Here is a 13,108-nt window from a genome sequence, read left to right on the forward strand (position 1 = left end):
CGGCTCACCGCCGGACGGCGACGAGGACGGAGGTGTCCTCGGCGACCATCACGTCGACGCTCGTGAACCGCTCGTCGGAGAGCCAGGCCACGCGCAGGTCGTCGACCCGGCCGTTGCGCAGCGGCGGCCACGACGCGCAGGGCACGAAGTCGTCGACCACGAGCATGCCGCCGTCGTCGAGCAGGGCGGTCACCTCCTCGCGGGGCCAGTCGCGGGCGCTGGCGGCGTCCATGAAGATCAGCGAGAAGGGCGCGTGGCCGGCGAGGGTGCTCCAGTCGGCGTGGATCACGTCGATGTCGTCGTCGGCGAACATCGCCATGACGCCGTGGGCGAGGCCGGGGTCGACCTCGGCGGTCACCACGCGGGTCGTCTTCGGGGCCCCGCTGCGCAGCCACGCCGCTCCGACGCCGCAACCGGTGCCGCACTCGGCGATCGTCCCCGTCCGGGTGGCGGCGAGCGCGGCCAGCAGCCGGCCGGTCTCGGTCCGGGAGGCCTGCACGTACCCGCGCTGGAGGGACATCCGCAGCGCGCGCAGCACGAGCTCGGGCAGCTCGGGCGGGGCGCTCATGCCAGCAGTGTGTGCGCCGTGGGGGCTCTCAGGAGCCCGAGGTCCCATCATGTGGGAAGCCTCGGAGGTACCCGGACGTCCGATAGTCGGATGTCCTAGCATCTCGGTCACGGAGCAGGTCCACCACGAGCGCAGGACACGGCATGTACGAGATGTACCCGGACACGTGGCACGTCGCCGACGACGGCCAGCACGACACCGCAGGCAAGCCCCGGCGTCGTGCCCGCAAGGACCACCCGGTCGTCCCCGCCGTCGTCGTAGCCCCGACCGCCGCGACCCGTACGCGCACCGGCGCCTGACGCACGCGCCGGCTCCCGTCGGAGGACGGGTGCCGGACCGGCGTGCGCGGAGGCGCCGCGCCTCAGCCCTCGGCGGAGACCCTCGCCGCGATCGCGTCGCCGATCTCGGAGGTCGACCGCTTCGTCCCCGGCGTGCGCGCCGCGATGTCGGCCAGCACGGCCTTCTCCACGCGCGCCGCCTCGTCGAGGAGTCCCACGTGCTCGAGCAGCAGAGCCACCGAGCTGATGGTGGCCGTCGGGTCGGCCACGCCCTGGCCGGCGATGTCCGGCGCGGAGCCGTGCACCGGCTCGAACATCGACGGGAAGGCGCCCGAGGGGTTGATGTTCCCGCTCGCCGCCAGCCCGATGCCACCGGTGACGGCCGCCGCGAGGTCGGTGATGATGTCGCCGAACAGGTTGTCGGTCACGATCACGTCGAAGCGCGCCGGGTCGGTGGCCAGGAAGATCGTCGCCGCGTCGACGTGCAGGTAGTCGGTGCTGACCTGCGGGTACTCGGCCGCGACGCTCTCGAAGATGCGGCGCCAGAGCCCGCCGGCGTACACGAGCACGTTGTGCTTGTGCACCAGCGTCAGCTTGTTGCGCCGCCGGGTGGCCCGCTCGAAGGCGTCACGGACGACGCGCTCGACGCCGTACGCGGTGTTGATGCTGACCTCGGTGCCGATCTCCGCGGGCGTCCCGCCGCGGAACGTGCCGCCGTTGCCGCAGTAGAGGCCCTCGGTGCCCTCGCGCACGACGACGAAGTCGACGTCGCGGCCGCCGACGACCGCCTCCGACAGCGGGGTCTCGACGCCGGGGTAGAGCTTGCTCGGCCGCAGGTTGACGTAGTGGTCGAAGGCGAAGCGCAGCTTGAGCAGCAGGCCGCGCTCGAGCAAACCGCTCGGGACGTCCTTGGCGCCCGGCGCGGCGCCGACGGCACCGAGCAGGATCACGTCGGCGGCGGCCAGCGAGGCCATGGTCTCGTCGGACAGCACCTCGCCCGTGCGCTGCCAGTGCGCGGCACCCAGGTCGTAGCGTGTCGTCTCGAAGGCGTCCGGGCCGGCGACGGCCTCGAGCACCTTCAAGCCCTCGGCGACGACCTCGGGACCGATGCCGTCGCCCCCGATCACGGCCAGCTTCTTCTGCGTCACCGGCGCATCGTAGCGGCGACGCCACCGCCGCCGGGGGTCGTCGTCCACCCTGGAAGAACCCTCCGCGACACCCGTCCCGCAGCACAGAGAGTGAACCCGTGAGCCTCCCCTTCGACCTCCGTCCGCACCCGAGCCCCCGCAGCGCCGCCGAGCGCGCGGCGGTCCTCGCCGACCCCGGCTTCGGCGTGCACTTCACCGACCACATGGCCCTGGCCACGTGGACGGCCGCCGACGGCTGGCACGACTCGGGCGTCGTCCCGTACGGCCCCTTCACCCTCGACCCGGCGACCGCGGTCCTGCACTACGCGCAGGAGATCTTCGAGGGGCTCAAGGCCTACCGCCACGCCGACGGCAGCGTGTGGCTGTTCCGTCCCGACCAGAACGCCGCCCGCCTCGCCCGCTCCGCGCGACGCATGGCGCTGCCCGAGCTGAGCCAGGAGGACTTCCTCGCCAGCATCGACGCGCTCGTCGCCGCGGACGAGGCGTGGGTGCCCGAGGGTGCGCGCAGCGCCGCGCAGGAGTCCGAGCAGAGCCTCTACCTGCGCCCCTTCATGTTCGCCTCGGAGTCCTTCCTCGGGGTCCGGGCCGCGCGCCGCGTGACCTACTGCGCGATCGCCAGCCCCGCCGGTCCGTACTTCGCCAGCGGCGTCCACCCGGTGCGCATCTGGATCACCACCACGTACAACCGGTCGGGTCCCGGCGGCACCGGCGCGGCCAAGACCGGCGGCAACTACGCGGCGAGCCTGCTGGCGCAGGCCGAGGCCGCGGAGAAGGGCTTCGACCAGGTGATGTTCACCGACGCCGTCGAGCGGCGCTGGGTCGAGGAGCTGGGCGGCATGAACGTCTACCTCGTCACCGCCGACAACGAGCTCGTGACCCCGGCCCTGTCCGGGACGATCCTCGAGGGCGTCACGCGCGACTCCATCCTGACGCTGGCGAGCGAGTTCGGGCTGACGCCGGTCGAGCGGCAGGTCGCGCTCGACGAGATGCTCGAGGGCATCGACTCCGGGCACGTCACGGAGGTCTTCGCCTGCGGGACCGCCGCGGTGATCACCCCGATCGGCCTGCTCGCCGACGAGGCGGGGGAGCACAAGGTCTCCGCCGGCGTGACCGGCGAGGTGACCGCGGCGATCCGCAAGAACATGCTCGACGTCCAGTACGGCCGCGCCGAGGACACGCACGGCTGGATGCGCCGCTCGCTCTGAGGTCCGTGCACGCCCCCTGGGCCCAGGCCCAGGGGGCGTGGGCCGTCCGCCCTGCGGGCGCGGGGTGGCGTGTGCCGACGTTCCGCGCCACACTGGCTGGGTGCTGACCGTGGTCATCATTCGCTAGCGCGCCGGGCTCCCGCCCGACGCGCCAACCTCCTGCACCCCAGGAGGTTTTTTTGTGCCCGCACGGGGCGCACCACGCCCAGCACGCCGTACGCGCCACGACAGGAGCACCCATGGCAGCGCAGCCCCGGCCCGTCCCGGCCGACTTCCACGTCTTCGACACGACCCTGCGCGACGGGTCGCAGCAGGAGGGGCTCAGCCTCTCCGTCGCCGACAAGCTGGCCATCACGGCCCTGCTGGACGAGCTCGGCGTCGGCTTCATCGAGGGCGGCTGGCCCGGCGCCAACCCGGGCGACACCGCCTACTTCGCGGCCATGGCCGACGGCGCCGTACGCCTCGAGAACTCCCAGCTCGTCTCCTTCGGCTTCACCCGACGCGTCGGCATGCGCGCCGCCGACGACCCGCTCACCGCCGCGCTGCGCGACTCGCGCGCCCCGGTCGCCTGCATCGTGGCCAAGAGCCACGACCGCCACGTCGAGCAGGCCCTGCGCACGACCCTCGACGAGAACCTCGCGATGATCGCCGACACCGTCTCCCACCTGCGGGCCGAGGGCCAGCGCGTCTTCGTCGACTGCGAGCACTTCTTCGACGGCTACCGCGAGAACCGGGCGTACGCGCACGAGGTCGTCCGCACCGCTGCAGAGGCCGGGGCCGAGGTCGTCGTGCTCTGCGACACCAACGGCGGGATGCTGCCGCCGTGGGTCGGCGAGATCGTCGCCGACACCGCCGGGCTCGGCGCGCGTCTCGGCATCCACGCCCACAACGACACCGGCTGCGCGGTGGCCAACACCCTCGCGGCCGTCGACGCCGGCGCGAGCCACGTGCAGGGGACGGTGAACGGCTACGGCGAGCGCACGGGGAACGCCGAGCTGATCTCGGTCGTCGCCAACCTCGAGCTCAAGTACGGCTGGCCGCTGCTGCCCCCGGGCTCGCTGCGGGAGGCGAGCCGCCTCGCCCACGCGATCGCCGAGGTCACCAACGTCCCGCCGAGCGCGCGCCAGCCCTACGTGGGGATGAGCTCGTTCGCCCACAAGGCCGGCCTGCACGCCAGCGCGATCAAGGTCGACCCGAACCTCTACCAGCACATCGACCCGGCCGTCGTGGGCAACGACATGCGCATGCTCGTCTCCGACATGGCCGGCCGGGCCAACATCCAGATGAAGGGCTCCGAGCTCGGCTTCGACCTCTCCGACCGCGACCTCGCGGCCCGCATCACCGACCGGGTCAAGGAGCGCGAGGCGGACGGCTACACCTACGAGGCCGCCGACGCGAGCTTCGAGCTGCTGCTGCGCCGCGAGCTCGACCAGCTGCCCGAGTTCTTCGCGGTGCACTCCTGGCGGATGTACACCCAGGGCCACCCGGGCGGCGAGGGCTTCCCCGGCGGCCGCGTCGGCGACGACAGCGACACCGAGTGCACGGTCAAGCTGACCGCCCGGGGCGTGACGCAGCGCGTCGTCGGCGAGGGCAACGGCCCGGTGAACGCGCTCGACCAGGCCCTGCAGAACGCGCTGCTGACGGCGTACCCGGTGGTCGCGGAGTTCGGGCTGACCGACTACCGCGTCCGCATCCTCGACCAGGGCCACGGCACCGACGCGACGGTCCGGGTGCTCATCCAGACCACCGACGGCCGCCGGCTGTGGACCACGGTCGGCGTGGGGCAGAACGTCATCGAGGCCTCGTGGGAGGCGCTGAGCGACGCCTACCTCTACGGCCTGCTTCACGCGGAGGCCGTGGACCCGGCCGAGGACCTCGGCCGGCTTGAGCGCGTCTGACGCCGGACGTACGCGAGGACGGCGCGGGCTAGACCGCCGTACCGTCCTCGCGCTCCAGGCCGAGGAAGCGCCGCAGCGGCCCGGCGCCGCTCACCTCGACCGGCTCGCCGCGGACGAGGTCCTCGGGGCGCAGGACGAGCCGCTGGCTGAGGGCGAGCCGCCCCTCGCGCGCCGTCCGCACCACGTCGCCCTGGCGGTAGCCCACCCGACGGCTCACGCCGAGCGAGCGCGGGTTGTCCGTGAAGGCGGTCGAGGTGACCTCGGCCGCTCCGAGGTGGTCGAGCAGCAGGGTGCACACCGCGGTCCGCATCCGCGTGCCGATGCCGCGGCCCTGGTGCCGCTGGGCCAGCCAGGAGCCGGTCTCCGCGGTGCGGGTCACCGCGAACGAGCCGCCGGTGAAGCCCTGGGTGCCGACGAGCTCACCGTCGACGCGGACCGCGAGGTCGACCGAGACGTGCTCCGGGCCGAAGGCGGCGCGCTCCGACCAGTGGTGCGCCGCGAAGCTCTGGGCGACCTTCTCGGGGGCGACGCGGGTCCACGGGTGGACGAACGGCATGAGGTCCGGCGCGTGGATCCCCGAGCGCACCAGGTCGACGAGCCCGGGCAGGTCGTCGTCGGTGATCGCGCTCAGCGTCAGGTCACCGCTGCGCACGGTGAGGCCGAGGGGGGGCCAGAGCTCGGACGGTTCGGTCACCGCCCGACCCTCTCCCATCGAAGGCCAGGGTGTCGACGGCATTCCCGCCGGCGAGGGAGGGACGCTCCCTGCCCGTGGACGCGCGGCTCAGGCGCTGATGCGGTCGATGACCAGCGGGCCCGGGTCGACCGAGCCGTTCCCGATGTCGAAGCCGCCCTCGAGCGCGGCCAGCGCCCGCTCGAACCGCTCGGGGGTGTCGGTGTGGAGGGTGAGCAGGGGCTCGCCCTCGCGGACCTCGTCGCCGATGCCGGCGTGCCAGGTGACGCCCGCCGCGGCCTGCACCGCGTCGCCCGGGCGGGCGCGGCCGGCACCGAGGCGCCAGGCGGCCACGCCGACGGCCATGGCGTCGAGCCGGGTCAGGATGCCGCTCGCGGGCGCGAGGACGTCCTGCGTGGCCTCGGCCCTCGGCAGGGGAGCGTCCGGGTCGCCGCCCTGCGCGCGGATCATCGCCTTCCACGCGTCGTACGCGCGCCCGTCGGCGAGCGCGTCGGCCGGGTCCACGTCGTCGCGGCCGGCGCCGGCCAGCATCTCGCGGGCGAGCGCGAGGGTGAGCTCGACGACGTCGGCGGGGCCGCCGCCCTGCAGGACCTCGACCGACTCGGCCACCTCGACCGCGTTGCCGGCGCTGCGTCCGAGCGGCGCCTCCATCGCGGTCAGCAGGGCGACCGTGCGGACACTGGCGTCGGTGCCCAGCGCGACCATGGTCTCGGCCAGCTCGCGCGCCGACGCCTCGTCCTTCATGAACGCGCCGGTGCCGACCTTGACGTCGAGCACCAGCGAACCGGTGCCCTCGGCGATCTTCTTGCTCATGATCGACGAGGCGATCAGCGCGATCGACTCGACCGTGCCGGTGACGTCGCGCAGGGCGTACAGCTTCTTGTCGGCCGGGGCGAGCCCGGAGCCGGCGGCGCAGATCACCGCACCGACGTCCTCCAGCTGGGCGAGCATCTCCTCGTTGCTCAGCGCCGCCCGCCAGCCCGGGACCGCCTCGAGCTTGTCGAGCGTGCCGCCGGTGTGGCCGAGGCCGCGCCCGGAGAGCTGGGGGACCGCGACCCCGCAGGCGGCCACGAGCGGCGCCAGCGGCAGGGTGATCTTGTCACCGACGCCCCCCGTCGAGTGCTTGTCGGCGGTGGGGCGCGACAGCCCGGAGAAGTCGAGGCGCTCGCCGGAGGCGATCATGGCCGCGGTCCAGCGGCTCAGCTCGTCGCGGTCGAGCCCGCGCAGCAGCACGGCCATGGCCAGCGCCGACATCTGCTCCTCGACGACGGTGCCGTCGGTGTAGGCGGCGATCAGCCAGTCGATCTCCTCGCCCGACAGCGTCCCGCCGTCGCGCTTGGTCTTGATCAGGTCCACCACGTCGAAGGCCGCCACGCAGCCAGTGTGCCGGGGCCGGTCCGCGGCCCTCCGACGGGCTGGGGGCACCTCGGGAGATCGATAGGCTGGCCCGCATGCGCATCGCCCGTTTCGCCGGTGACGGCGACCCCCAGTACGGCGTGGTCGAGCTGGCGGAGGACGGCGGCAAGCACCCCGGCACCATCGCCGTGCTCACCGGTGACCCCATCGCCTCCCCGGTCGGCCTGACCGGCGAGCGTCGTGAGCTCGACGCCGTCCGCCTCCTCGCCCCGGTCATCCCCCGGAGCAAGGTCGTGGCCATCGGCAAGAACTACGCCGCCCACGCCGCCGAGATGGGCGGCGAGGTCCCCACGACGCCGCTGACCTTCTTCAAGCCGAACACCTCGGTCATCGGGCCGGGGGAGCCGATCATCTACCCGAGCACCACCGAGCACCTGTCGTACGAGGGCGAGCTCGCCGTCGTCATCGGCCGCATCTGCCGCGAGGTGCCCGTCGAGCGCGTCAAGGACGTGATCTTCGGCTACACGGTGGCCAACGACGTCACCGCGCGCGACCTGCAGAAGAGCGACGGGCAGTGGTCGCGGGCCAAGGGCTACGACACCTTCTGCCCGCTCGGGCCCTGGATCACCACGCACCAGAGCCTCGAGGAGGTCGCGGGCCTGCGCCTCACCACCACCCTCGACGGCCGGGTCGTGCAGGACGGCAGCACCGCCGACATGGTCCTCGGCGTCGCCGAGGTGATCTCGTTCATCTCCTCGTTCACGACCTTGCTGCCCGGCGACGTCGTCCTCACGGGCACCCCGGAGGGCGTCGGGCCGATGCTGCCCGGCCAGGAGGTGACCGTGACCGTCGAGGGGATCGGTTCGCTGACCAACGTCGTCGCGAGCGACCGCAGCACCGCCTCCGACCGCAGCGCCGACCGCGACGCAGCGCGCAGCACCAGCGAGGAGGACGCGTGAGCGCGACGAGCACGACCGAGGAGACCGGGCCCACGCAGACCGGGCCGAGCCCGGACCAGCCGGTCCACGCCCCGCGCGACGACGCCCGCGTCCTCGGCGACCTGGCGCCCGAGCAGGTCCGGGTCCGCTTCCCGCCGTCGCCGACGGGCAACCTGCACGTCGGCAACGTCCGCAGCGCGCTGTTCAACTGGGTCTTCGCCCGCCACTACGGCGGCACCTTCGTGCTGCGCGTCGAGGACACCGACGCCGGCCGCAACCTCGCGGAGTCCTACCAGGTCCTCTACGACTCGCTGACCTGGCTCGGCCTGACCTGGGACGAGGGCCCGGGCGTCGGCGGGCCGTACGCGCCGTACGTCCAGAGCGAGCGCGGTGACGTCTACCGCGACGTGGCCGCCCGGCTGCTCGAGAGCGGCGCGGCCTACCGCTGCTACTGCACGCGCGAGGAGATCGAGGCGCGCGAGGCGCTGCTGCCGAAGGGCGCTCCCTCGGGCTACGACGGCTTCTGCCGCGACCTGCCCGCCGAGCGCGTGGAGCAGCTGGAGTCCGTGGGTGCGCCCTCGGTCGTGCGGATGCGCGTCCCCGACGGCGACATCGTCTTCGACGACCTGGTCCGCGGCGAGGTGCGCTTCGCCGCCGAGCACGTGCCTGACTACGTCCTCGTGCGGGCCAACGGCGAGCCGCTCTACACGCTGGTCAACCCCGTCGACGACGCGCTGATGGAGATCACGCACGTGCTGCGCGGGGAGGACCTGCTGCCCTCCACACCGCGCCAGGTCGTGCTGTACGAGGCGCTCGCCCGCATCGGCGTCGGCCCGGGCCGCACCCCGCGGTTCGGTCACCTGCCGACGGTGCTCGGCGGGGGCAACCGGCGCCTGTCCAAGCGCGACAAGGGCTCGGGCCTCGCGGAGTACCGCGAGCAGGGCTACCTGCCCGAGGGCCTGCTGAACTACCTCGCGCTGCTCGGCTGGTCGATCGCCGAGGATCGCGACGTCTTCACCCTCGACGAGATGGTCGAGGCCTTCGACGTCCTGCGGGTCAACGCCAACCCGGCGCGCTTCGACCCGCGCAAGTGCGAGGCCATCAACGCCTCCCACATCCGCCTGCTCGACACCACGACCCTGACCGAGGCGCTGGTGCCGTTCTTCGTCTCCGCAGACCTGGTCGCCGACCCGCCGACGCCGGAGCAGCACGCGCTGCTCGCCGCCGTCGCGCCGCTGGTCCAGGAGCGGATCCAGACGCTGTCGGAGGCCGTCGGGATGGTGTCGTTCCTGTTCGTCGACGACGCGGCCCTGCAGGTCGAGGACGGGCTCCTGACCGCGCAGTCCGGACCGGCGCTGACCGCGGCCCGCGACGCCCTCGCCGGGCTCGAGACGTTCGACGCCGCGTCCATCGAGGCCGCGCTCCGGGCGGCCCTGGTCGAGGGGCTGGGCCTCAAGCCGCGGCTGGCCTTCGGGCCGGTGCGGGCCGCGCTCACGGGCCGCAAGATCTCGCCGCCGCTGTTCGAGTCGATCGAGCTGCTCGGTCGGGAGTCGACCCTCGCGCGACTCGACGCGGTCCGCTGACGTGGCGGCGAGCGGGGGAGCGGGGGACAGGCCGGGCAAGGGCCGGCAGCGGTCGGGCAACCCGGCCGTGCGGGGCGGCGTGCAGCCCCCGCGCGAGCGGACGGCGCGACCAGTCGCCCCGCTGACCAAGGAGTACCTGCCGGGGCAGCTGCCGGTGGACGGGGCGCCGTACCCGCTGGCCCTGCGCAACCCGGAGACGGTCTGGTGGCGCTCGCTGCTCGGCGCGCTGTTCGGGCTGTCGCTCTACCTGCTGCTGGTCATCCTGGTCAGCACGCTGGTCGTGCGGATCGGCTGGATCGTCACGCACCCGGTCGACTACAACACCTACTACGCGCAGGCGCTGGCGTACGAGCGCCCGATCGGGCTCCTCGCCTCGAACGCGGGCATCGCGGTCCTCATCCCGATCTCCCTGGCGCTCGTGCTGGTCATCCACCACGCGCGGACGCACTGGCTGTTCTCCGTGCAGCCGGGGATGCGTTGGCGCTACCTGCTGGTCTGCCTCGGGGTGTCGGCGGTGGTGTTCGTCGGCATCCAGGCGGTGATGGAGCTCGCGTCGCCCGCGGCACGCATCGCCCCGCAGGCCGACTTCGGGCTGTTCCTCGCGGTCGTGCTGATCAGCTCGCCGATCCAGGCGGCGGCCGAGGAGATCTTCTTCCGCGGCTACCTCATGCAGGCGCTCGGGAGCGCGGTGGCCAAGCCGTGGTTCGGCGTCGTCGCCTCCTCGCTCGTCTTCGCCCTGATGCACGGCACGCAGAACCTCGCGCTGTTCGTGAACCGCCTCGCCTTCGGGCTCCTCGCCGGGCTGCTGGTCTGGTTGGTCGGGGGGCTCGAGGCGGGCATCGCCGCGCACGTGCTCAACAACATCGTGGCCTTCGGCTGGGCCGGGCTCACGACGTCGATCGCCGGGCTGCGGTCGGTCCAGGCGCTGACCTGGGCGCAGTCCGGGCTGCAGATCGCCGCCTTCGTGCTGTGCGCCGGGCTGACGCTCGTCGTCGCCCGGCTCATGCGCCTGCGGACCCGCGTGGATCTCTCCGCACCGGGGGTGACCTCGCCGGCTTGACACGCCGTTGACGAGGGTGTGACGTCTCCGACAGCCCGTCGGTTTGATGCCAGGCGCAGGTCTCCGGTAGTGTTCTTCCTCGTGCCCCGCGCTGGGGCATCGTCGAGGAAGCGGCCCTACGGGGCGGCGACCGAGATGGGGTATGGGGTAATTGGCAGCCCGGCTGATTCTGGTTCAGTTAGTCTAGGTTCGAGTCCTAGTACCCCAGCGCAGGACAGCTAGGGCCCCGTTGTGTAGCGGCCTAGCACGCCGCCCTCTCAAGGCGGTAGCGCGGGTTCGAATCCCGTCGGGGCTACTTTGAGTCAGGCCCGTCGTCACCTCGGTGACGACGGGTTTTGCCGTTTCTCGGGCTGGTCGCCCCGGGTGAACGCCGGCGCGGTCGGTGCCCGCGCCGGCGTACACCCGCTCAGGCCGGGTAGGTGATCGTGATCGGGTCGCTCTCGGCGCCGACGCCCTCGGCCGTCACGAGCGCCGCGGTGAACCGGTAGGGCCGTCCGCGCTCGATGTCGGTGAACTCGTAGAACGTGTTGACCGCGTCGATGGTCACCGAGACCGGGTTGCTCCCGTCGGCGTCGCTGCGGGTGAAGCGGTACCCCGTGACCGGACCGACGTCGTAGGCCTGCTCGGTGGGCTGCACGAAGAGCAGGATGCCCCGGGCCTCCTCGTCGATCAGGCCGCCGATGCCGGGCTTGCTGGCCAGCGCCCGGGGCACCTGCACCTGGTCGTACCCGAGCCCGCTCCCGGCCTTGCTCACCGCCGCCACGCGGACGGAGTAGACGCTGCCGCGCTCGACGACGACCGCGTCGGAACCCGTCCCGAGCGTGGCCCTCCGCGCCGAGGCGGAGACCTCGATGCACTGGCCTCCGGGCGTGTGGGTCAGCACGTCGACGTCGAGCAGGCACACCTGGTACGCGATGACGGGCGCGCTGCCGGCACGTGCGGGCGGCCGCCAGGTGACGCTGACCGCGGTCGTCGTCGGGTCGACGGAGGCCTTCACCTCCCGGGGAGCGCCGGGGGCGACCGGAGCGGGCAGGTAGAGAAGGCGGTTCGGCGCATCCTTCGTGGCGCTGAGCGCGCCCCGCGTGGCGTTCTGCCGCAGGAAGCGGTCGACCTGGGCGGGGGTGGCGCGACGGTGGTTCTCGAGGTAGCGGGCGACCGCACCGCTGACGTGGGCGGCGGCGAACGACGTGCCGCTCGCCGCGCCCGAGGTGGTGACGACGTCCTCGCCTGCGGCGAAGAGGTCGACGCAGCGCCCGGCGTTCGAGGTCGGTGCCCGGCGGTCCTCGATGGTGCTCGAGGCGACGGTGAGGGCCTGGTCGACCCGGGCCGGGCTGCGCCGGCAGGCGTCGCCGGCGTCGTTCCCCGCGGACACCACGACGGGCAGACCGGCGCGGACGGTGGCCCGGACGGCGCGGTCGCCCAGGGCGAAGGTCCGGCCCGAACCGCTGAGGTTGACCACGGCGGGCCCCTGCGGGCGGTGGGCGACGGCCCAGTCCAGCGCGGCGATCACGGTGCTCCAGGACCCGCGGTCGTCGCAGCCGAAGACGCGGAGCGGCACCACGCGCGTCGCCGCGGCGACGCCGGTGGTCGCGCCGGCCACGACCTCGGCGACCTTGGTGCCGTGCCCGGTGCAGTCGGACGTGTCGGTCGTCCCGGTCCGGTCGGACACGAAGTCCCGCCCGGCTCCGAGGCGCCTACCGAGCTCGGGCACCGCGTCCACGCCGGAGTCCAGGACGAAGGCGGTGACTCCCTCGCCGTCGCTGTCGGCGACGTAGACCGGGCCGTCCGGCCGGCCGGGCTCGAGGGTGACCGGCGTGCGGCTGCCGAGCCGCAGCAGGCCCCAGTTGGCGACGTAGGTGCGGGTGAGCGCCTCCGGCGCGCAGTCGAGGCACGGGTTGGCGACGACCTCCCGGTCCTTCGCGACGGTGCGGACACCGCGGACCCGGTCGAGGTCGCGCGCCTGCCGTGCGGTGAGCTCCGCGGCGAAGCCGTCGAGGACCTCCGTGTAGCGGTGGGTGACGGTCCCGCCGGCCCGCTCGACGGCCCGAGCGGCGCGCCGCGACGCCTTCTGGCTGCTCGCCTCGACCACGTAGGTCGACACGGCGGCCTGGCCGGTCGGGCTGCCCGCCGGCCGTGCCGTCTGATCAGGCGTGGGCGTGGGCGCGGGCGTCGTCACCGGCGCGGCCTGGGCGGGCGGTGGCGCGAGCCCGGGTCCGGCCAGCAGACCTCCCGCCGCCACCGCGGCCAGCGAGGCCGCCAGCCATCGAGCCATCCGTGCGCGTCCGTCCATGCGACGTCCCCCCGTCGATGGTCGCCCCCCTCGGGCAACCCCAGAACGACCCAAGCACTTCTCAGGAAGTCTCGTCGACGGTTAGGCAAAAAA

At 73.4% G+C, this 13,108-nt stretch carries 11 protein-coding genes and 2 tRNA genes; 8 read left to right on the top strand and 5 right to left on the bottom strand.

Features of this window, described 5'->3' with window-relative positions:
* Window positions 1-4 precede the first annotated feature (4 nt).
* Entirely contained in the window at window positions 5-568 is a 564-nt protein-coding gene (locus tag BLU42_RS05035) for an O-methyltransferase (protein WP_091073517.1), read from the bottom strand.
* Between the two features lie 143 nt (window positions 569-711).
* Between BLU42_RS05035 and BLU42_RS20460 the strand changes: the two genes are divergently transcribed.
* Window positions 712-867: a hypothetical protein gene (locus BLU42_RS20460; protein ID WP_157719779.1), complete on the top strand. Its 156-nt coding sequence runs from the start codon at window positions 712-714 to the stop codon at window positions 865-867.
* A 62-nt stretch (window positions 868-929) separates the two neighbouring features.
* On the opposite strand, the gene BLU42_RS05040 is transcribed toward BLU42_RS20460, so the two are convergent.
* The gene (locus tag BLU42_RS05040) at window positions 930-1,994 is read right to left on the bottom strand and encodes a 3-isopropylmalate dehydrogenase (RefSeq protein WP_091079445.1); all 1,065 of its coding nucleotides are present in this window, start codon (window positions 1,992-1,994) and stop codon (window positions 930-932) included.
* A 98-nt stretch (window positions 1,995-2,092) separates the two neighbouring features.
* On the opposite strand from BLU42_RS05040, the gene BLU42_RS05045 reads away from it, so the two are divergent.
* Both BLU42_RS05045 and cimA read left to right on the top strand, forming a co-directional pair.
* Window positions 2,093-3,199 carry a branched-chain amino acid aminotransferase gene (locus BLU42_RS05045; protein ID WP_091073518.1) on the top strand — a complete coding sequence of 369 codons (1,107 nt, stop codon included), beginning with the start codon at window positions 2,093-2,095 and terminating at the stop codon, window positions 3,197-3,199.
* Window positions 3,200-3,438: 239 nt separating this feature from the next.
* Window positions 3,439-5,097, top strand: a complete 1,659-nt coding sequence (gene cimA / locus BLU42_RS05050) for a citramalate synthase (protein ID WP_091073519.1) — start codon at window positions 3,439-3,441, stop codon at window positions 5,095-5,097.
* A 28-nt stretch (window positions 5,098-5,125) separates the two neighbouring features.
* Here the strand turns inward: cimA and BLU42_RS05055 are convergent, their stop codons facing one another.
* Window positions 5,126-5,791: a GNAT family N-acetyltransferase gene (locus BLU42_RS05055; protein WP_231918447.1), complete on the bottom strand. Its 666-nt coding sequence runs from the start codon at window positions 5,789-5,791 to the stop codon at window positions 5,126-5,128.
* A gap of 87 nt (window positions 5,792-5,878) precedes the next feature.
* Complete coding sequence (locus tag BLU42_RS05060; RefSeq protein ID WP_091073521.1) at window positions 5,879-7,162, bottom strand: thymidine phosphorylase; 1,284 nt, start codon at window positions 7,160-7,162, stop codon at window positions 5,879-5,881.
* A gap of 77 nt (window positions 7,163-7,239) precedes the next feature.
* Between BLU42_RS05060 and BLU42_RS05065 the strand changes: the two genes are divergently transcribed.
* The 5 genes from BLU42_RS05065 (at window position 7,240) to BLU42_RS05085 (ending at window position 11,020) form a co-directional block, all read left to right on the top strand.
* A complete protein-coding gene (locus BLU42_RS05065; RefSeq protein ID WP_091073522.1) occupies window positions 7,240-8,103 on the top strand; it encodes a fumarylacetoacetate hydrolase family protein in 864 nt (287 codons plus the stop codon).
* Window positions 8,100-9,665 carry a glutamate--tRNA ligase gene (gene gltX, locus BLU42_RS05070; RefSeq protein WP_091073523.1) on the top strand — a complete coding sequence of 522 codons (1,566 nt, stop codon included), beginning with the start codon at window positions 8,100-8,102 and terminating at the stop codon, window positions 9,663-9,665. The genes BLU42_RS05065 and gltX overlap by 4 nt, the downstream gene beginning before the upstream one ends.
* Before the next feature lies 1 nt (window position 9,666).
* Complete coding sequence (locus tag BLU42_RS05075; protein WP_091073524.1) at window positions 9,667-10,725, top strand: CPBP family intramembrane glutamic endopeptidase; 1,059 nt, start codon at window positions 9,667-9,669, stop codon at window positions 10,723-10,725.
* 136 nt (window positions 10,726-10,861) lie between these two features.
* A tRNA-Gln gene (locus tag BLU42_RS05080) sits at window positions 10,862-10,933 on the top strand.
* 14 nt (window positions 10,934-10,947) lie between these two features.
* Window positions 10,948-11,020: transfer RNA gene (locus BLU42_RS05085), tRNA-Glu, on the top strand.
* Between the two features lie 111 nt (window positions 11,021-11,131).
* On the opposite strand, the gene BLU42_RS05090 is transcribed toward BLU42_RS05085, so the two are convergent.
* On the bottom strand, window positions 11,132-13,015 hold the full coding sequence (locus BLU42_RS05090; protein ID WP_091073525.1) for a S8 family serine peptidase: 1,884 nt from the start codon (window positions 13,013-13,015) through the stop codon (window positions 11,132-11,134).
* Window positions 13,016-13,108 lie beyond the last annotated feature (93 nt).

It is taken from the genome of Microlunatus sagamiharensis (genome assembly GCF_900105785.1).
Lineage (GTDB): Bacteria > Actinomycetota > Actinomycetes > Propionibacteriales > Propionibacteriaceae > Microlunatus > Microlunatus sagamiharensis.